The sequence below is a fragment of the Streptomyces yongxingensis genome (assembly GCF_055597465.1).
This window is the reverse complement of sequence record NZ_CM145717.1, coordinates 10368158-10391708: the sequence shown is the minus strand read 5'-3', so window position 1 is coordinate 10391708 and position 23551 is coordinate 10368158. Positions and strand designations below refer to the sequence as shown.

The following is a 23551-nucleotide window of genomic DNA, read 5'->3' as shown; positions in this document are numbered from 1 at the left end:
TCCCCATGGACCGGCCCGCATCGATGTGTACGATGTCCACATTGAAGGATGGAGGTGTGGACACTGTCAACATCCACTGGCTCTGGATACCACCACGGGGATCTGCGAGCGGCCCTGCTCGACTCCGCTCTGGCGCTCCTCGACACCGAGGGCCCGGGGGAGCTGTCGCTGCGCGCGGTCGCCCGGCACGCCGGGGTCTCCCCGAACGCCCCCTACCGCCACTACCGCGACAAGGAGGCGCTGCTCGCCGCCCTCGCCACCCGGGGCTTCACGGAACTGGGCGAACGCCTCGCCGCGGTCGCCCCCGGGGAGCACCCCGACGCGGAGGTCGTCGCCATGGCGTGCGCGGCGGTCGACTACGCGCTGGACCACCCCGGGGTGTACCGCCTGATGTTCGGGCAGGCGTGCAGCAGCCACCCCGACACCATCGCCGCCTCCGACGCCGCGATCGCCATCGTGGCGGAGCGCATCGCGGCCATCGCGGAACCGGAGCGGCGCGAGCCACTGCGGATCGGGATCTGGGCCCTCGCCCACGGGCTGAGCACACTGCTGCTCGACGAACGGCTCGGCACACCGACGCGCGCCGAGGCCGACGCCCTGGTGGAGACGGTGGTACGCACCATGCTGGGCGCCGGCCCCGAACGGCCGGACGGGGGATCCGCGGCCCGGTGAACACCGCACCGCTCAGCGGGCCTTCCGCCCGGTCAGCTCCCCCCGGTGGCGTAGAACGGCTTGCACACGGTGCCCACGTAGTCCGTGGCGATCTCCAGCACTCGGCTGCCGTCCGCCGAGGGCAGCAGCGCCGAACTGTAGTTGGGGCACCAGTCGACCACCTTGGAATCCACCCGCACCGGTGCGGAGATCGAACGCCAGGCTCCGGTGCCGCCCTTGCTGTTGGTCCAGACGGTGGCACCGCTGCCGGTGGCGGTGGTGCCGTCGGCGTTGTTCAGGACCTGGCCGATGAGGAACAGCTTGCCCCGGGGATTTCCGGGCTCAGGGGCCCAGGCGAGGTTCGGCGTGTGGGTGAAGTACTTCCCGTCGGCGGTCTCGGGACGGTAACCGAGGTGAGCGGGGTCGCCCCAGTTCCAGCCGTCCCACGAGGTCCGGTAGTGGACCACGCATGAGTACTGCCCCTGGGCGGCGCAGATCTCGTATGCCATGAAGTACTGGCCGTCGGGCAGTTTGCGGACGATGGGCATACCGGGCCGGTCGGAGGCGAGGTTGCTGGCGACGGTGGCGTGGTGGCCCGTCCAGGTGATCCCGTCCGCGCTGCGGGCGGCGACCAGCTTCTGGCTGTGCGCGGGGTCGGTCTCATCCGAGTAGTGGGCCACCAACCGTCCGCTGGAGTCGATGGAGAACTCCGGCTCCCACAGCCCCTTGGTGTTCGGGGCGGTGGCCACGGTGGACAGATAGGACCAGGTGCGGCCCTGGTCGTTGCTGCGGAAGACCCGGATGGCCATCCGGCGATCCGGCTCGTCCTGGCCGATGGAGGCCGCCCACAGCAGGGTCCCCGCGGGCATGGCGCCGACGGCCCGCGGCAGTTCGTACAGGGTGGCGCAGCATTCGCCCTGTCCACCGGACGCCTCGGGGTCGGCCACCTCGCCCACCTGCCGGAAGGTGGCGCCGTCGTCGGTGCTCTCGTAGATGGCACCGAGCCCGTCCGAGCCGCGGAAGGTGACCACCGAGGCGAGGATGCGGCCGTTGGCGGCGCCGCTGTGCTGGAGGCGCAGGGCGCGGGGGTAGAGGCCGGTGCCGTCGCGCAGCAGGGTCCCGGAGGCGGCCGCGGCCGGGGGCGCCTGGACGGCCAGGAGCGAGCCCAGGACGGCCAGGAGGGTCAGCAGAGTGGGCAGGAGGTGTCTTCGGTACGGCGTGGTCATGCACGCTCCCTCGGGAGGAGTGGTGAAGGGGGAGAGGGGCCCGGGCCATGCGTGGCGCAACGCTAGAGAGAATTTCCAACGTTGTAAATCCCTCGCGCAGGCATCCGCGAGGGCCGAGGCAGGGTCGGGACGGGCCGCGCTTCCGCGAAGTGCTCGGGACCAGTACCGCCCTCGGCCGGGGCACCGGGCCGCGGGCGGCGTGCGCCTCCGCCCCGTCACGCCACGGCGTAACGGGGCGGTCGGGGGCGGTACGGTCAGTGCTCCTGGGCGGTGGGGCGCACCATGATCTCGTTGACGGCGGCGTGCGAGGGCTGAGTGACCATGAAGGCGATCGCGCGGGCGATGTCCTCGGGGTGCAGCCAGGACTCGCGCGGCATGCCGCGCGCGGCGGTGGCGACCTCGCTGTCGGCCGTCAGCTCCGTGGCGACCACGCCCGGCTCGACCAGCCCCACCCGGACACCGCGGGCGGTCACCTCCTGGCGCATGGCCTCGCTCATGGCACCCACCGCGTGTTTGGTGGCCGAGTAGACGCCGTTGCCGGGCCGTACCAGCCGGCCGGCCACCGAGCTGACGTTCACCAGGTCCGCCACCCCGCGCGGGCCGTCGGACGCCGTCCGCAGCAGATGCGGCAGCGCCTGCTGGGAGGTGTGCAGCACGGCCCTGACGTTGAGGTCGAGCATCCGCTCCCAGCCCTCGGGGTCGCCCTCCTCGACCCTGCCGGGCACCACGGAGCCGGCGTTGTTCACCAGCACATCGAGGCGTCCGCACTGCTCGACGGCGTCCTCGACGCACCGGCGGGCCTGCGCCGTGTCCCGCAGATCGGCGGTGAGGACGGCGCTGGAGCGGCCCTCCTTTCGCACGGTGGCGGCCAGGTCCTCCAGCCGTTCGGTACGGCGGGCCACCAGTGCGAGATCGGCTCCCTGCCAGGCCAGCGCCACCGCGGTGGCCGCTCCGATGCCGCTGGACGCGCCGGTCACCAGCGCCACGCAGCCCGACAGCGGACCGTAGGAGGGCGTGGCGTCTCCGGCGCGCCGGTCGTTCCCGGTGTTCATATCCGTCACCCTGGCTCCCTGGTCTTACGGGGTTGGAGGGGACCACGGGGTTCGCGTGGCCCGGGGCGTGGACGGGTACCCCGGCGCAGGCCCCCCATCGCCCCCGTTCCTCCTTCTCAGCGGACTTCTCGGCGGAAATCTCGGCGGACCTCGGCGGACCTCGGCGGACTTCTCAGTGGAAGGCGCCGCTGTAGGCGTTGAGCGCGGGCTGGCCGCCGAGGTGGGCGTAGAGCACGTTGGAGTCCTTGGGTATGTCGCCGTCGCGGACGAGGTCGATGAGCCCGGCCATGGACTTGCCCTCGTAGACCGGGTCGAGGATCACCCCTTCGAGGCTTCCGGTGAGCCGGATCGCCTCGAGGGTGGAGTCGACCGGGACGCCGTAGAAATCCCCGGCCCAGCCCTCCAGCACGGTGATCTCCTCGTCGCGCAGCTCCCGGCCGAGGCCGATCAGCCCGGCGGTCTCGCGTGCGATCTTCTCCACCTGGGCACGGGTCTCGGCCAGTTTGGCGGAGGCGTCGATGCCCAGGACCCGGCGGGGGCGGTCCTGGCCCGCGAAGCCCGCGATCATGCCCGCCTGGGTGGAGCCGGTGACGCTGCACACCACGATGGTGTCGAAGAAGACCCCCAGCTCCCGCTCCTGCGCCTGGACCTCCCGCGCCCAGTTGGCGAAGCCCAGACCGCCCAGCGGATGGTCGGAGGCCCCGGCGGGGATCGGATACGGCGTGCCGCCCGCGGCGCGGACGTCCTCCAGGGCCTGGGTCCAGCTGTCCTTGAAGCCGATGCCGAATCCGGCGTCGACCAGCTTCACCCGCGCGCCCATGATCCGGGAGAGCAGGATGTTGCCCACCTTGTCGTTGACGGAGTCGGGCCAGTCCACCCAGCTCTCCTGCACCAGGACGGCCTTCAGCCCCAGCTTCGCCGCCACCGCGGCGACCTGGCGGGTGTGGTTGGACTGCACACCGCCGATGCTCACCAGGGTGTCCGCGCCCTTCCGGAGCGCGTCGGGGACGAGGTACTCCAGCTTGCGGGTCTTGTTGCCGCCGAAGGCCAGTCCGCTGTTGCAGTCCTCGCGCTTGGCCCAGACGCGCGCCCCGCCGAGACGCTCGCTCAGCCGGTCCAGGGGGTGGATCGGGCTGGGGCCGAACAGCAGGGGGTGGCGCTCGAAGTCATCGAGGGACATGGGGTGACTCCTTGTGGGTGGTGCCGGACGTCCGCCGATCCCTACCCCTCCCCTCCCCCTCGGCACACGATTCCCCCTCCACCGTCCCGTCGGCACACGATTCCCCGAGCCGTCCCCCGGCACACGAGCCGAGCCCTCCCCGGCCACCCCCGTCAGTACCCGACCGGCGTATGCCAGTAGGCCGTTGGGGTCCCGCTGCTGTCCAGCCTGAGCATCCTGCCGCCGGGTCGCGGCGACGATCTGTGCCTGAGCCCTCACACCGCCGAGACGGCGCTCGACCGCCGAGTCCACCCCGTCCGCCCCACTCGCCCAGGGAGCCGAGACCATGCCCCAGTACTTCCGCGACTCGCCCGAGTCTCTCGTTCCCGACGCGCTCGCGGGCTTCGCCGCCGCCCACGCCGATCTCGTCGCCTACCACCCCGACCACGGATACTTCCGCACCCGCCACACCGCACCCACCCGCCGCGTCGGGCTGGTCTCGGGCGGCGGCTCCGGCCATGAACCGCTGCACTCCGGCTTCCTCGGGACGGGGATGCTGGACGCCGCCTGCCCCGGCCGGATCTTCGCCTCGCCCCACAACCGGCAGATCTTCGAGGCCAGCCGGACCGTCGCCCGGGCCGACGGGGTGCTGCACATCGTCAAGAACTACACCGGCGACCGCATCAACTTCGGCATCGCCGCCGAGCGCCTCGCCCACGAGGGCATCCGCTGCGCCCGTGTCCTCATCGACGACGACCTCGCCACCGACTCCGACGACATCGCGGTCGGCCGCCGCGGCACCGGCGCCACCCTGATCGTCGAGAAGATCCTCGGCGCCGCCGCCGACGAGGGACGCGGCCTGGAGGACCTGGTCGCGCTCGGCACCGATGTGACCCGGCGGGCCCGCAGCCTCGCCGTCGCCGCGGCCGCCCACACCACGCCCCAGTCCGGGACACCGGCCTTCACCCTGCCCGACAACGTCCTGGAGTTCGGGGTCGGCATCCACGGCGAGCGGGCCGAGGGGACCACCCCGCACGCACCGCTCGGCAAGCTGGTCGAGACCATGACCGACCAGCTGCTGGCCGCGCTGCCCGACAGCGCCGGGACACGGGTGCTCGCCCTGGTAAACGGGCTGGGCTCGATCACCTCGCTGGAGCTGTACGGCATCCGCCACGCGGTCGCCAAGGCCCTGGACGACCGCGGTGTCGGCCTCGACCGGTCCCTGACCGGCACCTTCGTGAGCGCCCTGGACATGCGGGGTTTCTCGCTGACCCTGTTCGCCACCGACGCGGAGGCGCTGCGGCTGTGGGACGCCCCCGCCCGCACCCCCGCCTGGCCCCTGTGATCCGCCTGGCCCCGTGCCCCTGGCCCCTTCGATCCACCTGGCCCCGTGACCCCGCCACCGCCCCGAGGAGTTGCCCCGCTCATGCCCGACCAGCCCGGCCCCAAGGGCCTCACCCACGCCGCCGTCATGGACTGGATGACGCGGTTCGCCGCCACCGTACGTTCCGTGGAGCCCGAGCTCACCGCACTCGACCAGAAGGCGGGCGACGGGGACTTCGGCGCCAATCTGGTGACCGGGATGGACGGTGTGCGCCGCGCACTGGACGCCCTGGCGGCGGGCGCGGGGAACGGCGAGCGGGACCGGCGGGGCCCGGACGCACCGCTGGACGCCGCCGCGCGGGTCTTCCTCGACGACGTGGGCGGCACCAGCGGCCCCCTGTTCGGGCTGCTCTTCCAGGAGCTCGCCGACGCGCTGGGGATGGCCGCCGACCCGCCCGGGACCGCGGCGCTGGCCCTCGGCACCGCCGCGGGCGCGGCCGCGATCCAGCGGGTCGGCGAGGCCGAGGTGGGCGACAAGACGATGGTGGACGCCCTCGTCCCCGCCGCGCGCGCCCTGGCCTCCTGCGAACCCACCGCCGACCCCGCGCACGCGCTCCACGTGGCCGCGGTGGCGGCCCACCGGGGCGCCCGCTCCACGACCGATCTGCGCGCCCGCCGCGGGCGCGCCAGCTACACCGGCGACCACTCGCGCGGCGTCCCCGACCCGGGCGCCCTGGCCGTCGCCCTGCTGTTCGCCTCCGCACACGCCGAGCTCACCTCGCTCAGCCGGCTCCCCGTGTCCTGAGGAGGAAGGCCGAGGCCATGAGGGCATCCCCGGGACGTGCCGCCCGCCGGTGAACGCCGCGGCCGGGCCGCACGTACTGGGATCCGAGTCCTGGGCCGCATGAGAGGAGCAGAGCGGGGCAGACGACCAGGATTCCACTGTCGGCTCGATCGAAGGTGTCCGGGAGAATCTGTGCAGCAGGAGACCTCCACCCGTGTGACCACACCACCGGTCGTCCCCCGGCCGCGCGATGGCGGCGCGTCCGGAGGCCGGACGCGCGACCCGTACTTCGACAACGCGAAGTACCTCACCATCGTGCTGGTGGCGTGCGGCCACGCATGGGAGCCGCTCACCTACGGCAGCCGGGCGGCCACCGCGATCTACCTGATGGTGTACGCGTTCCACATGCCCGCGTTCGCCCTCATATCGGGCTACTTCTCGCGGAGTTTCGACATGGCGCCGGGGCGGGTGAAGCGGCTGCTCACGGGTGTCGTGGTGCCGTACGTGGTCTTCGAGGTGGCGTACACGCTCTTCTACCGCTGGGCGCAGGACGATCCGGGCTATCCGATCAGCCTGCTGGACCCCTGGTACGTGATGTGGTTCCTGGCCGCGCTGTTCATCTGGCGGGTCACCACCCCGCTGTGGCTCGCGCTGCGCCATCCGGTGCCGGTCGCGCTGGCGGTGGCCGCGCTGGCCTCCATCTCACCGGAGGCCGGCGGGGATCTCGGTCTCCAGCGGGTGCTGGCGTTCCTCCCGTTCTTCGTGGTCGGGCTCACCCTGCGCCCGGACCACTTCACCCGGCTGCGGACCCGGCGGGCCCGGTTGGTCGCCCTTCCGGTGGCGGCCTTCGCCCTGTGCACGGCGTACGCGGTGGCGCCCTGGATGGACGCGGAGTGGTTCTACCACCGCAAGAGCGTCGCCAAGCTGGACGGCGTACCGTCCTGGGCCGGTCTGCTCACCACGCCCGCCCTCTTCGGTCTGGCGCTGGTGCTGACGGCCTGCTTCCTTGCCTGGGTGCCGGGTCGCCGGACCTGGTTCACCGCGCTCGGCTCGGGCACGCTGTACGGCTATCTGCTGCACGGCTTCATCATCAAGTCGTCCCGCTTCTGGGACTGGTACGACCATCCGTGGCTGCACACCCCGCTCGGGGAGCTCACCGTCACGGCGGCCGCGGTGCTCATGATCACCGCACTGTGCACGGAACCGGTGCGACGGGTCCTGCGCGCTCTGGTGGAGCCACGCATGGACTGGGCGTTCCGGCGCACCGGTTCGTCAGCCGCTCCCTGAGGACGGCGAGGCGCTTCCTCGTCGGCGGACGGGAAACGCCGTCAGCGGCGGCGGACCTTCACGGTGTTGTCGGTACGGGTGGCCGGCTTTCCTTCGGGGTCGGTCACCTTCTCCTCGTGCACCTCGCTGACGAGGACGTCCCACTCCCCGTCCACGAGGTCCAGCCCGGCGAGCACCTCCTCGGGGGTGGGGAAGTGGACGTCCGGATCGGGGTCCGTCACCCAGGACGGGAATCCGGCGTGTCCGGTGATCAGCAGCACTCCGCCGGGTGCGACGGCGCCCGCGGCGCTGCGCAGGATCCGCTCCCGGGGCAGCTCGAGCCAGGAGTGGAGGAAGTGGGTGGAGACCAGGTCGAAGGTGCCGGCCGGGAAGGACACGGACAGGTCGTGCCGCTGCCATGCGATGCGGTCGCCGACGCCTTCCGACGCCGCGTGTCCGGCGCCGCGGTCCAGGGCCACCTGGGAGACGTCGACGGCGGTGACCCGCCAGCCCTGCCGGGCGAGCCAGATGGCGTCGGCGCCCTCGCCGCAGCCCAGGTCCAGTACGTGGCCGGGGGTCAGCCCGGTGACCTCACGCACCAGGGCGGCGTTGGGCTTGCCGCTCCAGACGCGGTCCTCGGCGCTGTAGAAGGTGTCCCAGAACTCCCCGGGCGTGGTGTCGGGCGAGATGTCGTGCGGCTTGGTGGTCATGTCGGATGCGCTCCCTTCGTTGGGTCAAGAGAGTGCGTCCGGCCGTGGCCACTTGACAAACTTCTTTGCCGGGGTGGCAAATGAAGGTATGGCTGACGAAGACCTCACCGAGGTGCTGACCGCCGTAGGACCCCGGCTGCGGGCGCTGCGGCGCACCCGCGGCACCACCCTCGCCCAGCTCAGCGAGACGACGGGCGTCTCGCTGAGCACCCTGTCACGGCTGGAGTCGGGGCAGCGCAAGCCGACCCTGGAGCTGCTGCTGCCGCTGGCCAAGGCGTACGGAGTACAGCTGGACGAACTGGTGGGGGCGCCGGCCACCGGGGATCCCCGCGTCCATCCACGGCCGTTCACCCGGTACGGCCAGACGTTCATTCCGCTGACCCGCTATCTGGGCGGGCTGCACGCGTACAAGCAGATCATGCCGCCCCGGCCGCAGGGCGCGCGCGATGAACCGCTGGAGCAGCGGGTGCACGAGGGCTATGAGTGGCTCTACGTGCTCTCCGGGCGGCTGCGGCTGGCGCTGGGCGAGCACGACCTGGTGCTCACGGCCGGTGAGGCCGCCGAATTCGACACCCGCACCCCCCATGGTTTCGCCAGCGCCGGGGACCAGCCGGTGGAGTTCCTCTCCCTGTTCGGGGCGCAGGGCGAGCGCATCCATGTCCGCGCCCGCCCCGCCGGTACCTGACCCGTCCCCGTGTCACCCGGGGCGTTCACCCCGAGGGCTCGTCCGGGACGGGCTGCTCGGGGTGCACGCTCCCGGTCTGCGGCCTCCCCTGCCGTCCGGTGCCGGACTCGTCCGTCTCGGGGATGTCGTCCACATCGTCCGGCTCATTGCCGGCGCCCGCCACGTCCAGGGGGTCGGGCCCGTCCTGCGCCTGCTGGTCGGGGAGGTCCCTGGGGATCCCGCCCCGCTCCTCGCGCTCCTCCGGTCGCCGGTCGTCGCTCACGATGCCGCTCCTTTCGTCGATGGAGGGGGCACAGCAGAGGCGATTACCCACGAGCGCCGGGCGGATGCACGGTCAGCCGGTCCGATACGGCCATCCGTGCGCGCGGCCGGTCACTCCCCGCGCTCCGGCACATACAGCTCCGGCAGGTTGACCACGATGGCCTCCTGGGTGCTGCGGGCGATGACCACCACCGCCTCGTCGTCGGGGTCCGGATTCTCCTCCCGGTGCGGCACGTAGGGCGGTACGAAGATGTAGTCACCCGGCCGGGTGCGCAGCCGGACCTCCTCGACGTGTCCGTCCCGCTCCTCGGCGAAGACGAACTCGGGGTGGCCCCGCACCACGAAGATGGCCGTCTCGGACTCGCCGTGGTGGTGGTTGGCGGAGGCGGTGTCCGGCGCCACATGGGTCTGGCCCATCCAGAGCCGCTCGGACCCCACCGACTGGCCGCTGATCGCGGCGAACCGCCGCATGCCCTCGGTCTGGGCGGTGCCGGGGTCGACGTCCTCGGTGCGGATGTGGTGCAGACGTGACCGCGATGGACCGTCGGGGGCGGTGGCCTTCAGATGCGGATGGAACGCGTCGTGCTGCTGCGCGGGGTCGCCGCCGGGCGTCGTCATGCCACCGACCGTAGAAAGCACCGGTAATGGATGTCAACAGGTGTCCTTTCGCTCACCAGGCACAACACCGTGAAATCCACGCTGCATAATGGCCGTATGCAGATCTCGGCGAAGGCGGACTACGCGGTCCGGGCGCTGGCGGAGCTGGCCGCGGACACCGGCAGGCCGCTCACGTGTGAGGCGATAGCGACCTCCCAGGACATCCCCTTCCGGTTCCTCAAGGCCGTCTTCCGCGATCTGCGCCAGGCCGGTCTGGTGCGCAGCCAGCGCGGCTGCGAGGGGGGCTACTGGCTCGCCCGGGACCCCGCCGAGACCACGCTCGCGGACATCGTGCTCGCGGTGGACGGAGCGTTCCTGACGCTGCGCGGCGAGCGGCTGGACGACGTCGGCTACCGCGGTCCGGCGGCCGGGCTGCCCGGGGTGTGGCGCGGGATGGAGGCGCATGTGCGCCAGGTGCTGACCTCCACCGCCCTGAGCGATCTGGTGCGCGAGCGGCTGGCCGCATGACGTCCGCGAGCCCGGACCGGCCCCGCACCGGACCGGCGCTCCGTGCTCGGACCCGCCCTGGGGGCGGGTGGCTCCCCGCTGCTGCCCGCCTGCGGCGGGGTGGCGACCACCCGCGCACGGTGGGCCGGGGGCGCACGGCCGCCCGCCACCGGGCGCCCGAGTGGCGTGGGCTGATCGCCGCCCCGGTCGCCGCGCGGCGGCCGCCGGAGACCGGGCTGCTGGAGGCGGCCCCGTAAAGATCTCCTAAACCACGCTGAACGCAACTCGTGCGCCGCCCGTATCCACTGCCGGGTCGTGCTCGTCGCGGATGGGCGGATCCCGCAACCCCCAACAGGAGGTCATGAGTTGAGCCATAAACGGGTACCCAAGCGAAAGATCGTGTTCGCGGGGGCCGGGGCCGCCGCCGTGGCGGCGGCCGCGATCATCCTGCCCAACGCCAACGCCTCTCAGGACGACAAGGCCGAGGCGGCCCAGCCCAAGAAGGTGGACGCCGCGTCGGCGGCGGACATCGCCGCGGAGCTCGCCTCGCGGCTGGGCGAGGCGTTCGGCGGGGCCTACTACGACAAGGACAAGCAGCAGGTCATCGTCAATGTCGTCGGCGACAACAACAATGTGAACGTCCAGGTCAAAAGCGCCGGGGCGGTGGCCAGAAAGGTCGACAACAGCACCAAGGCGCTGCAGACCGCCGCCAAGACCCTCAAGACCAAGGCGACCATCCCGGGCACCGCCTGGTCGGTGGACCCCAAGACGAATGAGCTGCGGGTCACCGCGGACTCCACGGTCACCGGCGCGAAGTGGGACACCCTCGAGTCCACCGTGAAGTCGCTGGGCGACGGTATGGCCACCCTGAAGAAGTCCACGGGCGAGTTCAAGCCCTTCGTCGCGGGCGGCGACGCCATCTTCGGCGGCGGCGCACGCTGCTCGCTCGGCTTCAACGTCACCACGGACAGCGGTGCCCCGGCGTTCCTCACCGCCGGTCACTGCGGCGTGGCCGCCGAGCAGTGGTCGGACTCGCAGAACGGCGCGGCGATCGGCACCGTGCAGGACGCCACCTTCCCCGGTGACGGCGACTTCGCGCTGGTCACCTACGACGACGCCAACACCGAGGCCCCCAGCACGGTGAACACCGGCGACCAGACCGTGGACATCGTCGGGCCGGGCGAGGCCACGGTGGGCCAGCAGGTGCAGCGCATGGGCAGCACCACCGGGCTGAACGACGGCTCGGTCACCGGTCTCGACGCGACGGTCAACTACCCCGAGGGCACGGTCAGCGGGCTCATCCAGACCGATGTCTGCGCGGAGCCCGGCGACAGCGGCGGCCCGCTGTTCAGCGCGGACGGCCAGGCCATCGGCCTGACCTCCGGCGGCAGCGGTGACTGCACCTCCGGCGGTGAGACCTTCTTCCAGCCGGTGACGACCGCGCTGGAGGCGGTCGGTGCGCAGATCGGGGACGGTGGCGCGGCCGGAGGCGGCGGCGCGGCGGACGACGGTGGCGCGGCGGACGGCGGCGCCGCTGACGGCTCCGGGACCGCCGGTGACGGCGCGGGCGCGGACGGCGCCGGTGGGGCAGCCGACAACGGCTGATCCCACGCGACCGGGTGTCCCGCGCCGTCACCGCGGGACACCCCGGGAGCAGCGACACCCCGGGCGGCCGCTCAGCGGGCGGACAGTCCCGCGGAGAGCCCCGCGCGCACCCGCTCCACCGTGATCGGCAGATCGCGGACCCGCACCCCCGTGGCGTGGTACACCGCGTTGGCGATCGCCGCCGCCGTGCCGACGATGCCCAGCTCCCCGATGCCCTTGCTGCCCATCGGGTTGAGCTCGTCGTCGTTCTCCTCGAGCCAGTGCGCCTGGACGTCCCTCACATCCGCGTTCGCCGCGATGTGATACGTGGCGAGGTCGTGGTTGGCGAAGTCGCCGAACCGCGGGTCCGGCTCCAGGTTTTCGTGCAGCGCCATCGACAGCCCCATGCACATGCCGCCGCGCAACTGCGAACCCGCCGTCCGGGGGTTGATGACACGTCCGGCGGCGAACATCCCCAGCAGCCGGTCGACCCGCACCTGGCCGGTGACGGCGTCCACCCGCACCTCCGCGAACTGGGCGCCGTAGGCGTGGCGCGAGAACGCCCGGCGCGCCTCCACGTCCTCGGTGGTGTCCGCCCGCTCCTCAAGACCGCCGGGCGGGATCGCGCCGGAGCCCTCCTCCAGCCGCTTGGTCAGCGCCCGGCACGCCTTGGAGACCGCCCAGCCCCACGAGCTGAGGCCCATCGAGCCGCCCGCCCACGGCGCCTGGCCGTAGGCGCTGCGGCCGATGTCGAGGGTGACCCGGTCGATCCCCACACCGAGTTCGTCCGCCGCCACCTGGGTCAGCGCGGTGCGGGCGCCGGTGCCGATGTCGGCCGCGGCGATCCGTACGATGAAGCCTCCGCCGGGCTCGGCGCGGGCGGTCGCGGTGGACGGCCAGGTGAGGGCGGGGTAGTTGCACGCCGCCACTCCGGTGCCGGCCAGCCACCGCCCCTCCCGGCGGCGCCCCGGCGCGGGGTCGCGGCCCGCCCAGCCGAAGCGCGCCGCGCCCTCCCGCAGACAGGCCACCAGATTGCGGCTGCTGAAGGGATGACCGGTCCCGGGGTCCACGGACGGCTCGTTGGCCACCCGCAGATCGATGGGGTCCATGCCCAGCTCCACGGCCAGCTCGTCCATCGCGCTCTCCAGCGCGAACATCCCGGGCGCCTCGCCGGGGGCGCGCATCCACGAGGGCGTCGGCACATCCAGCTGCGCCAGGCGGTGGGTGGTCCGGCGGTGGCGCGCGGCGTACATGACGCGGGTGCAGGTGACCGTCTGCTCGCAGTACGGGGTGAGCGTGGAGCTCTGCTGGAGCGCGTCGTGCCAGATGGCGGTGAGCCTGCCGTCCCGTTCGGCGCCGAGCCGGATGCGCTGGAGGGTGGGCGTGCGGTACGAGACCATGGTGAACATCTGCTGCCGGGTGGCCGCCACCTTGACCGGGCGGCCCACGGCGCGGGCGGCCAGGGCGGCGAGCACCGTGGGCGGGCGGGGAATCGCCTTGGAGCCGAAGCCGCCACCGGTGTGGTCGGCGACGATCCGGACGGCGCCCTCGGGCAGGCCGAACAGCTCGGCCACCCTGGCGGCCGTCATCCAGGGGCCCTGGTCGCCGTTGTAGAGGGTCAGCGTGTCCCCGTCCCAGACGGCGATGGTGGCATGCGGTTCCATCGTGGCCGTGTGCTCGGGGGGCGTGGTGTACGTGGCGTCGAGGACGACCGGCGCCGCGGCGAGTGCGGCCTCCACATCGCCGGTCTCCGTGTGCCCCGGATAGCCGCCGTTGACCGTGTCGGGGACGAAGATGCGCGGATCGCCGTCCATCAGCTCGGCGTCGTGGTCGTCCACGTCGTACTCGACCCGCACGGCAGCCGCCGCCTGACGGGCCGTCTCGAAGGTGTCCGCCACCACGGCCGCCACGATCTGCCCCCGGTAGGCCACCTCGGGGGACTGGAGAACGGCGAGTTCGGGGGTGTCGGTCGGGCGCAGCCGGACCACGTTGTGGCTGTCCAGCACCGCCACCACGCCCGGCAGGGACAGCGCCGCGACGGTGTCGACGGCGCGCACCGTGCCGCGCGGGACGGTGGACTGCACCGCCCACGCGTACAGGGCGTCCGGCACCGGGTACTCGTACGCGTAGAGCGCGGCACCGGTGACCTTCTCGCGCCCTTCGACACGGGTCACCTCCGCGCCCACGGTCCGCTGGAGCGTGGTCATCGCCGCTGCCCTTCCACGAGGTCGCGCACGGCCGCGGTGATGACGTCCACGGCGAGGTCGATCTTGAACGCGTTCCGCGGCAGCGGGCGCGCCGTGGCGAACTCGGCCCGGGCCGCCTCCCGCAGGCGCTCCTCGGTCGGCTGCCGGCCGGTCAGCAGCCGCTCGGTCTCGCGGGCCCGCCAGGGGCGGGTGCCCACTCCGCCGAGCCCCAGCCGGATCTCCCGCAGTGTGCCGTCGGCCTCGGTGGCCACGACGGCGGCCACCGACACCAGCGCGAAGGCGTAGGACCAGCGGTCGCGGACCTTGCGGTAGGACATGGCGGCGCCCTCGGGGGGCGGTGGCAGCTCGACACCGGTGATCAGGTCGCCGTGCTGCAGCACCGTCTCGCGGTGCGGGGTGTCACCGGGCAGCAGATAGAAGTCGTTCAGCGGCACCGTACGGGGGCTGCCGTTCACCCGCCGCAGATGGACGACCGCGTCGAGCGCGGCCATCGCCACCGCCATGTCCGAGGGGTGGCCCGCCACGCAGAAGTCGGAGGTGCCGAGCACGGCCAGGTCGCGGTGGAGGCCCTGGACCGCCGAACAGCCGGTCTCCGGCCGCCGCTTGTTGCAGGGTTTGGTCACGTCCTGGAAGTACACGCAGCGGGTGCGCTGCAGCAGATTGCCACCGGTGGTGGCCACGGTCCGAAGCTGCCCGGAGGCCCCCGACAGCAGCGCTTCGGCCAGCGCCGGGAACCGCTCGCGGATGCCCAGGTCGCCGGCGAGGCGGCTGCCCGGGACCAGCGCGCCGATGAGCACACCGCCGTCCGGGCGGTGCTCGACGGTGTCGTACGGGAGCCGCGTGATGTCGACGAGCAGGGCGGGCTCGGTCACCCCGAGCTTCATCAGGTCCACCAGATTGGTGCCCCCGGCCAGGTACACCGCCTCGGTGGAGTCGGCCACGAGCGTGGCGGCGGCCTGGGGGTCGGTGACGCGCTCGTAGCCGAAGGGCTTCATCGCGCCCCTCCCGCCACGCCGGCGCGGGCGGGCGGCCCGCCGCCGTCGGCCCCGGCGACCTCGCGGATGGCGGCCACGATGCCGGGGTAGGCCCCGCAGCGGCACAGGTTGCCGCTCATCCGCTCCCGGATCTCGTCGGCGTCCAGCTCACCCGGCGCGCCGACCCCGGCCGCCAGGTCCGCGGTGACATGGCTGGGCCAGCCGCGCGCGGCCTCGGTGAGCGCGCCGATCGCGGAACAGATCTGGCCCGGTGTGCAGTAGCCGCACTGGAAGCCGTCGTGGTCCAGGAACGCCCGCTGCAGCGGGTGGAGTTCCTCCGGGGCGGCGAGCCCCGCCACGCCCTCGATGGTGGTGATGTCCCGGCCCTGGGCGGCCACGGCGAACACCAGGCAGCTGTTGACGCGCTCCCCGTCGATCAGGACGGTGCAGGCCCCGCACTGCCCGTGGTCGCACCCCTTCTTGACCCCGGTCAGCGCCAGGTGTTCGCGGAGGGCGTCCAGCAGGGTCACCCGGTGGTCGAGGGTCAGAGGGCGGTCGGCACCGTTGACACGCAGCGCGAAGTCACTGTGAAACGCGTGAGCTGTCACACCCCTCAGCCTGGCATCGGGGCGTGCGCCCCGCATCTTCAGCGCCGGCCGTCGGGCCCCGGCTCCGGTGGGTCGTCGGATACCGGGGGCAGCCGCAGATGTGCCAGGTCCGGCGGGACCGGTGAGCTGGGGCGGTAGAACGGCGGGGCCACGTCGGCGGCGGGCGAGTCGGCCAGCCGGAAGCGGTCCCGCAGCCGGTGGTAGAACTGCGTCGGCACGAGCCGTACCAGCCGCAGCCGGACCGGTGCCCGGTAGGCCGCCACCCAGTCGCCCGGCTCCAGCACCCCGCGCAGCTGACCGTCGAGGCTGACCGCCACCCGCCCCGAGGTCGGCAGGACCCGTACGGCGATGGGTTCGTCCACCGCGGCCACCACGGTGCGGTCGAAGGCGATGTGCGGGGCGACCGGGGTGAAGACCACCGCGTCCATGAACGGGGAGACCACCGGCCCGCCGGCGGCGAAGCTGTAGGCGGTGGAGCCGGTCGGGGTGGCCACGATGATCGCGTCGGCCGAGTACGAGGCGAGCAGTTGCCCGGACACATACACACCAAGACCGGCCTGGCGGTCGCGGGCGAGCTTTTCGAAGACCACGTCGTTGACGGCGTTGACATCCAGCGGAATGCCCCAGCCCACCTCCTCGGGACTGCGGCCGGGACGGACCTTGGGCGGGGGCGGTACGGGGCCGCGCCCGTAGCGCAGCAGCGCCTCCATGCCCTCGGGCATCTCCAGCGGCCGGGACGCCCGCAGGGTGAGCAGCATGCGCTCCTCGATCGTGGCACGGCCCTCGTGGACGGCGTTCAGCGCGTCCTCCACCTGGTCGACGCTGATCTCGGTGAGGAAGCCGACCCGCCCCACGTTCACACCCAGCGCCGCGGCCCCGTTCCTGGCGGCGAGCCGGGCGCCGCGCAGAAAGGTGCCGTCGCCGCCGAAGGTGACGATCAGATCGGGGTGGCCGGCGGCCGCGGACTCCTCCTGGGCGCTGCGCCGGGGCTGGTCACCGCGCCAGACGTCCAGTTCGAAGCAGGAGATGTCATGGGCAGCGGCCCATGCGCGGGCGGTGCGGGCCGCCGCGAGCGCGGTGGGACGGGCCTGGTGGACGACCATGCCGAGCCGGTTGACAGCCATGGCCCTTCCACCGTAGATCGGCCGGCCCCGAAGCGCCCATCGGGCGGACGCGGAGCGGGTCGGGGCGGACGCGGGGCGGGTGCCCTGGAGCCGAACATCCGTCCTGATCTATGGTGTTCAGCGGCACAGAGACCCGCGTGGGAACCACACCGCATCCGTACGGAGCCAGGGGGATGGTGCAGCAGATGGCGAGTGAGAGACGAACCGCGCTGGTCGAGGAGCTGATGGGGCGTTTCCCCCAGGTGCCCCACGAGGCCGTGCTCAAGGAGGACCTGCTGCGCGGCGGCATGGCCTTCGACGAGTCCGCGCTCAGCGGCAACGAGGACGGCGACGTCAAGCCGAAGTCGTACTTCATCTTCTCGTTCGACCACCGCACCCTGCCGGAGCTGGGCGCCGCGGCCCTCAATCGGCCGCCCGAGGAGATCGTGCTCACCGGCGGGCCGTACGAGCTGCGCCGCACCGTGGTGTCCGTCCGCGTCAACCCCGCGTCGCCGTATGTGGTCCGGGCCGGGGAGGACGGTGCGCTGGGGCTGTATCTGGACGGTGCGCGCATCGCCGACGTGGGGCTGCCGCCGATGCCGGACTACTACCGCCACACCCTGTCGAACGGCAAGTCGGTGATGGAGGTCGCGCCCACCATCCAGTGGGGCTATCTGGTCTATCTGACGGTCTTCCGGGTGTGCCAGTACTTCGGTGCCAAGGAGGAGTGCCAGTACTGCGACATCAACCACAACTGGCGTCAGCACAAGGCGGCGGGCCGCCCGTACACCGGGGTGAAGCCGGTCGAGGAGGTGCTGGAGGCGCTGGAGATCATCGACCGCCATGACACCGCCCGCACCTCGCAGGCGTACACCCTCACCGGCGGCGCGATCACCTCGCATGTGGGCGGCCGTGACGAGGCCGACTTCTACGGCCAGTACGCGAAGGCCATCGAGGAGCGCTTCCCGGGGCGGTGGATCGGCAAGGTGGTGGCGCAGGCGCTGCCCAAGGAAGACGTCCAGCGGTTCCACGACTACGGGGTGCGGATCTACCACCCCAACTTCGAGGTGTGGGACCGGCGGCTGTTCGAGCTGTACTGCCCGGGCAAGGAGCGCTACATCGGCCGGGACGAGTGGCACCGCCGGATCCTGGACTCGGCCGAGGTGTTCGGCGCCCGGAATGTGATCCCCAACTTCGTGGCGGGCGTGGAGATGGCCCAGCCGCTCGGCTTCGCATCCGTGGCCGAGGCGATCGACTCCACGGCCGAGGGGCTGCGGTTCTTCATGTCGCACGGGGTCGTGCCCCGGTTCACCACCTGGTGCCCCGAGCCGACGACACCGCTGGGCAAGGAGAATCCGCACGGTGCCCCGCTGGAGTACCACATCCGGCTGCTGGAGACCTACCGGGCGACGCTCGAGGACTTCGGGCTGTCCTCGCCGCCCGGATACGGCCCGCCGGGGCCGGGCCGGGCGGTGTTCTCGGTGAGCTCGTTCATGGACAGCCTGCCCGCCGTGGACCCGGACCCGGAGCCGGTGGCACCCTGACAGACGCTGATGGCGCCCTGACACCGACGGCGCCCTGACGTGGCGGCCGCCCCGGCTCGGCGGGACCCGTTCAGCCGACGTGGACGTGGGGGCGGCGGCCGCGGTCGGGCTCGGCCTCGCGGAGCACCTCACGGGTGACGGGGGCGACCTCTCCCTGCCCGAAGAGGAAGAAGCGCAGGAAGTGGGCCAGCGGATGGCCCTCCGTCCACTCGAAGTAGATGTGCGGGTGCTGCCCGGTCATGTCACGCACCCGCAGCAACAGCGCCGCCAGCGCGTTGGGGATGGTGGCGCTCTGCAGGGTCAGCACGCGGTAGCGGCCGTGCACCACCTCGCCGCACACCCGCAGCTCGCTCTCGAACTCGGACGGGTCGGCCACCGTGACCTCGACGAAGATGATGTCGTCCTCGGGCGGGATGTCGTTGTCCGCCCGGATCTGATGCTGCTTCTCGCGGTATTCGGCCAGGTCTCGGCGTTCCGGTTTGTTGGCGATGAAGCGGATCCTGCGGTGGGCGGTGTCACGGACGAACCGCTCGGCCAGGGGGTCGAACGTCACGCTGGTGACCCGTAGCTCGAACGCCCTGGCCACCCTGGACAGCAGCGATACGGCCAGGATGCCCGCGATGAAGCAGGCGCCGATCTTGACGCCGTCGGGCCGCTCGATGACGTTGACCGCGGTGGTGTACAGGAAGATCAGCGAGATGACGCCGAAGCCGACGGTCCAGCCGCGCTGCCGGGCCCGCCGGGCGGCGATGGTGACGGCGATGGCGGCCGAGGTGATGAGCACGAGCACTCCGGTGGCGTAGGCGCCGCCCTGGGCGTCCACATCCGCCTTGAAGATCCAGGTCACCAGGAACGCGATGGCGATGAACACCAGCACCATGGGGCGGACCGCGCGCGCCCAGTGGGGTGCCATGCCGTAGCGCGGCAGGTAGCGGGGCATCAGATTGAGCAGTCCGGCCATCGCCGAGGCGCCGGCGAACCAGAGGATGGCGATGGTGGAGGCGTCGTAGACGCTGCCGAACGCCGAGCCCAGATACTCATGGGCGAGATAGGCCAGGGCGCGCCCATTGGCCTCGCCGCCCGGTTCGAACGCCCGCTGCGGGATCAGCAGGGTCGTGATGAAGCTGGAGGTGATGAGGAAGATGCTCATGATCACCGCGGCGGTGGTCAGCAGCTTCCTGGCGCCCCGGACGCGTCCTGCGGGGCGCTCCTCGGTGTCGCCCGGCTTGCCCTCGATATGCGGCATGACGGCCACGCCCGTCTCGAACCCGGACAGGCCCAGGGCCAGCTTCGGGAAGATCACCAGCGCCACGCCGACCATCACCAGGGGACTGCCGCGCTCGGCGACCAGCGCATGGGACCAGTCGGGGACCACATGGGGCGCGGTGCACACATGCCACAGCCCGGCCACCACCACGACGGCGTTGAGCAGCAGATAGGCGGCGACCAGCGCCACCGCGATCCCGATGGCCTCGGTGAACCCCTTGAGGAACACCGCGCCGAGCATTCCCACCAGGATCAGGGTGATGGCCACCTCGTGGCCGCGCAGGGTCGCGGTGAAATGCGGGTTCTCCACCAGGTGGGCGGTGGCGTCGGCCGCGGAGAGGGTGATGGTGATGAGGAAGTCGGTGGCCGCGAAGCCCAGCAGGGTGAGGACGAACAGCTTGCCCTTCCAGAAGGTCAGCAGCCGCTCCAGCATCGCGATCGAGCCCTGGCCGTGCGGGCTCTCCTCGGCCACTCTGCGGTACACCGGCAGCGCGCCCACCAGGGTCACCACCACCAGCACCACGGTGGCCAGCGGGGAGAGCAGCCCGGCCGCCAGGGCGGCGATACCGGGCTGGTAGCCGAGGGTGGAGAAGTAGTCCAGACCGGTCAGGCACATCACCCGCCACCACGGCCGCCCCCGGTGTGCGCTCTCCGGCTCGGCGTGCGGGCCGGGCTGGCGCTTGGCGATGTCGGTCAGGCCCTCCAGCAGCCATGCGCGCAGCCGGTCCCGTGCCCCGCCGTCGGAGGCGGCGCCGCCAGAGGTGGAGGAGACCACGAGGTGCTCCCGTCGTACGACGAGGGGGTCCCCGACCGTCGGTGAGACCCTTGGGCCAGCGTATGCGGCCCGCCCGGCCACCACCCGGCCGGTGCCGCCGCCCGAAGGACATCGCTTTCTCAGTGGGTTTTCATCTTCGGTCCGTACGGTTGCGGCACATGGACACCACCAAGACCGACCAACCGACCGACACCGCGGCTCAGCCCGCAGAAGCCGAGGAAGCCACGGCGGAAAGTGTCCCGAACGCTGTTCCGGACCAGCGGGAAACCCCGGACCCGCTGGAAACGTCCGGCCCCGCCGACGACATCGCGACCCCTCCCCCGGCCACCACACCGGGGGTCGTCCCCGGCGCCGCCTCGGTCGTCGCCGCGGGCCTCGGGCTCGCCTCGCTCTCCGGCACCTGGCTCGGCACCATGCTCCAGGAGCGCAAGCAGCTGACCGGCCAGATCAAGGCCCAGTCCGGGTCGGCCGCCGATCAGATCTCCGCGGTGTACGGCACTCCGTGGCACACCACGGCCCTCGTCAACGGGCTGTTCGCGCTGGCCGCCGTGGTGATCGCCGCCGTGGTGCTGTTGCGGCAGCGGCGGCCCGTCACGACCGGGGCACCCTGGGTGACCGCGGTGGCCTGGGGAGCGGTGGCGCTGGGCGTGATCGGTCTGCTGATCGCCGCCGCCATGGGGCTCGACGTCTTCAGCGACCTGCCGAAGGTGCCCGCGTCCCCGAACGCCCCGGCCGGCTGACCCATTCGAGCGCGCCCCGTGGACCGGATGGATCCGGGCGGGGTGCGCTCCCTCGGCGGGCACAGCACGATTGAGGTCCCGACATCGGGACACACGCGAAGGGGACAGGCCGTCCGGCCGCCCCGGCGGAGAGGGCCACAGGGACGGCACGGACTTCCCGCATACGGAGTTTCCCGCCGATGAGCCGTTCCACCACGCACTCCTCCGACCGGCACGGAACACCGCGTACGCCGGGTACGCCGCGTACATCGCATACGCCGGACCCGCCCGAGACCTCGCGCGCACCGGACGCGCCGAACGCACCGAACGCACCGAACAGGGACCACGGGCCGGACGGGTCGGGCGGGCGGCAGGGCCAGGACTCCCGGACCGCCGTCACCGTCTTCGTCGCGCTCGGCGCCAATCTGGTCATCGCGCTGGCCAAGGCCGCCGGCGGGATCTTCGCCGGCTCCCCCGCACTGCTCTCGGAGGCCGCTCACTCCGTCGCGGACAGCCTCAACGAGGTGTTCCTGCTCGCCTCCCTCAAACGCAGCAAGCGGGCCCCCGACGACCAGCACCCGTTCGGCTACGGCAAGGAGCGCTACTTCTGGGCGCTGCTGGCCGCCGTCGGCATCTTCGTCATGGGCGGCTGCTTCTCCTTCTTCCAGGGCGCCGAGGCGCTGAGCTCGGGCAGCTCCGAGGACCACAGCGGCTATCTGGTGGGCCTCGCGGTCCTGGGCGTGGCGCTCATCGCCGAGGGTTCCTCGCTGGTCCGGGCGCTGGTCCAGGTGCGCGGGCACGCCCGGGAAGCGGGCCGCGGCATGGTGACCGAGCTGCGCAGGGGTGACGACCCCACGCTGCGCACCGTTCTGGCCGAGGACTCCACCGCCTGTCTCGGCGTGGTGTTCGCCCTGCTCGGCATGTGGCTGCACATGGTGACCGGCCAGGTGGTCTACGAGGCCACGGCCTCCTTCCTGATCGGGGCGCTGCTGGTCTATGTGGCCTACCGGCTGGCCAGGGAGTCGAGCGGGCGGCTCATCGGCGAGGCGATCGACCCGGTCCAGCGCCGGGAGCTCCGCCGGTTCCTCGAGACGCAGCCGGAGATCGACACCGTGACCACGCTGCTGACGATGCGTCTGGGCAACGACTCGACGCTGGTGGCGGCCCGGATCGATCTCAACCCCGGTCGGGACAGCGAGGAGGTCGAGGAGGTCCTGGTGCGCGTCAAGACGGCGATGGCGGAGATCTGGCCGCATGCCGACCAGGTCTTCCTCGATGTCACCGACGCCTCGGCCGGGGACCGGGCGAAGGCGCGTGCGGACCGCCAGGCGCTGGAGGAGGCGGTGGCGGCCGTGGAGCGCGAGGACGGCGGGGCGTGAGATTGGCCCCGGCGGGCCTGGGTACTCGGTGACGACCAGCCCACAACAGCGAACTCATGTACGGAGGCAGAACTGATGGGCCTCGGCGGTTGCATTTTGATGATCGCGGTGGGAGGGATCCTCACCTTCGCCACCGACTGGAACGCCAACGGCTTCAACGTCCACTTGGTCGGCCTGATCCTGATGGCAGTCGGCATCATCGGCACATGCGCGTATGTGAGTGTCTACAAGCGCCGGCGCATCGTCGAGCCGGGCGCCGTGGCACCCCCGGTGGTCGAGGAGCCCGAGCATCACCGGCACCACCACCACTACGACTACTGAAGTCCGGCCAGTCCCCTTTCCGACGAGGTGGTCCCCGCCGCGGGCGGGGGCCACCTCGTCGTTCGTACGACTCCCCCGGGAGGACAGACGCGATGAACAGCGAACGCACCTCGGACCAGGACGCCCGTGGCCGCCGGGCCGCGCTGTTCGATGTGGACGGCACGCTCGTGGACACCAACTACCTGCACACCGTCGCCTGGTGGGAGGCGATGCGGCAGGCGGGGCACACGGTGGGCATGCGGGAGATCCACCACACCATCGGCATGAGCTCCGACAAGCTCATGGACCGTCTGCTGCCGGAAGACCGGGACCGGTCGGGGGACGAGCGGATCAGCACCGCTCACAAGACGCTGTACGCGGAGTACTTCCCCCGGCTGCCCGCCCTCGACGGCGCGTCGGACCTGCTGCGCACCCTGGCCGACCGCGGCTGGTACCTGGTGCTGGCCAGCTCCGCCTCGCAGGACGAACTGGCCGCGATGCGTGCCACGATCGGCGCCGACGAGGCCATCGGGGCCGTGCTCAGCTCGGACGACGTCGAGGAGGGCAAGCCCGCGCCGGATCCGGTCCAGCAGGCCCTGGAGCACGCCGGGGTGCCGGCCCGGGACGCGGTCTTCGTCGGTGACACCGTGTGGGACGCCGTGGCGTGCGTGAAGGCCGGGGTGCGCTGTATCGCGCTCCGGTCCGGTGGCATCCCGCCGGAGATGCTGCTGGAGGCCGGTGCGGACGAGATCTACCGCGATCCCGCGGATCTGCTCCACCACCTCGACGACAGCGCGCTGGGGCGCTGAAGGCCCCCAGCCCTCTGCGGGACCCTTGACAGTTCCCTGTTGGAAACTGTCAGAATCTGTTG

The 23551-nt window shown here is 72.1% G+C and carries 23 protein-coding genes; 12 read left to right on the top strand and 11 right to left on the bottom strand.

Annotated elements, in window-relative coordinates; all coding sequences use genetic code 11:
* The first annotated feature begins 54 nt into the window (after window positions 1–54).
* Entirely contained in the window at window positions 55–672 is a 618-nt protein-coding gene (locus tag ACZ6TD_RS43910; protein WP_471347266.1) for a TetR/AcrR family transcriptional regulator, read from the top strand.
* 32 nt (window positions 673–704) lie between these two features.
* Here ACZ6TD_RS43910 and ACZ6TD_RS43905 read toward each other — a convergent pair whose 3' ends face one another.
* From ACZ6TD_RS43905 to ACZ6TD_RS43895, 3 genes are all read right to left on the bottom strand, one after another.
* On the bottom strand, window positions 705–1877 hold the full coding sequence (locus tag ACZ6TD_RS43905; protein WP_471347264.1) for a sialidase family protein: 1173 nt from the start codon (window positions 1875–1877) through the stop codon (window positions 705–707).
* A 254-nt stretch (window positions 1878–2131) separates the two neighbouring features.
* Entirely contained in the window at window positions 2132–2929 is a 798-nt protein-coding gene (locus tag ACZ6TD_RS43900; protein WP_471358596.1) for an SDR family oxidoreductase, read from the bottom strand.
* 172 nt (window positions 2930–3101) lie between these two features.
* Entirely contained in the window at window positions 3102–4109 is a 1008-nt protein-coding gene (locus tag ACZ6TD_RS43895) for a 1-aminocyclopropane-1-carboxylate deaminase (protein ID WP_471347262.1), read from the bottom strand.
* A 325-nt stretch (window positions 4110–4434) separates the two neighbouring features.
* Here ACZ6TD_RS43895 and ACZ6TD_RS43890 point away from each other — a divergent pair, with 325 nt between their 5' ends.
* The 3 genes from ACZ6TD_RS43890 to ACZ6TD_RS43880 all read left to right on the top strand — a co-directional run bounded on the left by ACZ6TD_RS43890 (window position 4435) and on the right by ACZ6TD_RS43880 (window position 7482).
* Window positions 4435–5433 (top strand): dihydroxyacetone kinase subunit DhaK, encoded by a 999-nt coding sequence (locus ACZ6TD_RS43890; protein ID WP_471347260.1) that lies wholly within the window; start codon window positions 4435–4437, stop codon window positions 5431–5433.
* An 81-nt stretch (window positions 5434–5514) separates the two neighbouring features.
* On the top strand, window positions 5515–6216 hold the full coding sequence (locus ACZ6TD_RS43885; protein ID WP_471347258.1) for a DAK2 domain-containing protein: 702 nt from the start codon (window positions 5515–5517) through the stop codon (window positions 6214–6216).
* A gap of 195 nt (window positions 6217–6411) precedes the next feature.
* Window positions 6412–7482 carry an acyltransferase family protein gene (locus ACZ6TD_RS43880; protein ID WP_471347256.1) on the top strand — a complete coding sequence of 357 codons (1071 nt, stop codon included), beginning with the start codon at window positions 6412–6414 and terminating at the stop codon, window positions 7480–7482.
* 41 nt (window positions 7483–7523) lie between these two features.
* On the opposite strand, the gene ACZ6TD_RS43875 is transcribed toward ACZ6TD_RS43880, so the two are convergent.
* A complete protein-coding gene (locus tag ACZ6TD_RS43875; protein WP_471347254.1) occupies window positions 7524–8171 on the bottom strand; it encodes a class I SAM-dependent methyltransferase in 648 nt (215 codons plus the stop codon).
* Window positions 8172–8259: 88 nt separating this feature from the next.
* On the opposite strand from ACZ6TD_RS43875, the gene ACZ6TD_RS43870 reads away from it, so the two are divergent.
* Entirely contained in the window at window positions 8260–8856 is a 597-nt protein-coding gene (locus tag ACZ6TD_RS43870) for a helix-turn-helix domain-containing protein (protein WP_471347252.1), read from the top strand.
* 25 nt (window positions 8857–8881) lie between these two features.
* Here the strand turns inward: ACZ6TD_RS43870 and ACZ6TD_RS43865 are convergent, their stop codons facing one another.
* Window positions 8882–9118, bottom strand: a complete 237-nt coding sequence (locus tag ACZ6TD_RS43865) for a hypothetical protein (protein WP_471347250.1) — start codon at window positions 9116–9118, stop codon at window positions 8882–8884.
* Window positions 9119–9228: 110 nt separating this feature from the next.
* Window positions 9229–9735 carry a cupin domain-containing protein gene (locus tag ACZ6TD_RS43860; RefSeq protein ID WP_471347249.1) on the bottom strand — a complete coding sequence of 169 codons (507 nt, stop codon included), beginning with the start codon at window positions 9733–9735 and terminating at the stop codon, window positions 9229–9231.
* Between the two features lie 96 nt (window positions 9736–9831).
* Here ACZ6TD_RS43860 and ACZ6TD_RS43855 point away from each other — a divergent pair, with 96 nt between their 5' ends.
* Window positions 9832–10242, top strand: a complete 411-nt coding sequence (locus ACZ6TD_RS43855) for an RrF2 family transcriptional regulator (protein ID WP_470013684.1) — start codon at window positions 9832–9834, stop codon at window positions 10240–10242.
* Between the two features lie 345 nt (window positions 10243–10587).
* Window positions 10588–11826: a S1 family peptidase gene (locus ACZ6TD_RS43850; protein WP_471347248.1), complete on the top strand. Its 1239-nt coding sequence runs from the start codon at window positions 10588–10590 to the stop codon at window positions 11824–11826.
* A 71-nt stretch (window positions 11827–11897) separates the two neighbouring features.
* On the opposite strand, the gene ACZ6TD_RS43845 is transcribed toward ACZ6TD_RS43850, so the two are convergent.
* From ACZ6TD_RS43845 to ACZ6TD_RS43830, 4 genes are read right to left on the bottom strand one after another with little or no spacing between them, the layout of a single operon-like run.
* A complete protein-coding gene (locus ACZ6TD_RS43845; protein WP_471347246.1) occupies window positions 11898–14012 on the bottom strand; it encodes a xanthine dehydrogenase family protein molybdopterin-binding subunit in 2115 nt (704 codons plus the stop codon).
* Window positions 14009–15007, bottom strand: a complete 999-nt coding sequence (locus tag ACZ6TD_RS43840; protein WP_471347244.1) for an FAD binding domain-containing protein — start codon at window positions 15005–15007, stop codon at window positions 14009–14011. The genes ACZ6TD_RS43845 and ACZ6TD_RS43840 overlap by 4 nt, the downstream gene beginning before the upstream one ends.
* Entirely contained in the window at window positions 15004–15630 is a 627-nt protein-coding gene (locus tag ACZ6TD_RS43835; protein ID WP_471347242.1) for a 2Fe-2S iron-sulfur cluster-binding protein, read from the bottom strand. Before ACZ6TD_RS43835 ends, ACZ6TD_RS43840 begins: the two co-directional genes overlap by 4 nt.
* 2 nt (window positions 15631–15632) lie before the next feature.
* Complete coding sequence (locus ACZ6TD_RS43830) at window positions 15633–16718, bottom strand: NAD(+)/NADH kinase (RefSeq protein WP_471347241.1); 1086 nt, start codon at window positions 16716–16718, stop codon at window positions 15633–15635.
* Window positions 16719–16903: 185 nt separating this feature from the next.
* Here ACZ6TD_RS43830 and ACZ6TD_RS43825 point away from each other — a divergent pair, with 185 nt between their 5' ends.
* Window positions 16904–18241, top strand: a complete 1338-nt coding sequence (locus ACZ6TD_RS43825) for a radical SAM protein (RefSeq protein WP_471347239.1) — start codon at window positions 16904–16906, stop codon at window positions 18239–18241.
* A gap of 70 nt (window positions 18242–18311) precedes the next feature.
* On the opposite strand, the gene ACZ6TD_RS43820 is transcribed toward ACZ6TD_RS43825, so the two are convergent.
* Window positions 18312–20282, bottom strand: coding sequence for an APC family permease (locus ACZ6TD_RS43820; RefSeq protein ID WP_471347237.1), 1971 nt, complete (start codon window positions 20280–20282; stop codon window positions 18312–18314).
* A 158-nt stretch (window positions 20283–20440) separates the two neighbouring features.
* Between ACZ6TD_RS43820 and ACZ6TD_RS43815 the strand changes: the two genes are divergently transcribed.
* From ACZ6TD_RS43815 to ACZ6TD_RS43800, 4 genes are all read left to right on the top strand, one after another.
* A complete protein-coding gene (locus ACZ6TD_RS43815) occupies window positions 20441–21022 on the top strand; it encodes a hypothetical protein (RefSeq protein ID WP_471347235.1) in 582 nt (193 codons plus the stop codon).
* A gap of 179 nt (window positions 21023–21201) precedes the next feature.
* Window positions 21202–22380, top strand: a complete 1179-nt coding sequence (locus ACZ6TD_RS43810) for a cation diffusion facilitator family transporter (RefSeq protein ID WP_471347233.1) — start codon at window positions 21202–21204, stop codon at window positions 22378–22380.
* 75 nt (window positions 22381–22455) lie between these two features.
* Window positions 22456–22701 carry a hypothetical protein gene (locus ACZ6TD_RS43805; RefSeq protein WP_137976290.1) on the top strand — a complete coding sequence of 82 codons (246 nt, stop codon included), beginning with the start codon at window positions 22456–22458 and terminating at the stop codon, window positions 22699–22701.
* A gap of 92 nt (window positions 22702–22793) precedes the next feature.
* Window positions 22794–23489 carry an HAD family hydrolase gene (locus ACZ6TD_RS43800; protein ID WP_471347231.1) on the top strand — a complete coding sequence of 232 codons (696 nt, stop codon included), beginning with the start codon at window positions 22794–22796 and terminating at the stop codon, window positions 23487–23489.
* Window positions 23490–23551: the final 62 nt, after the last annotated feature.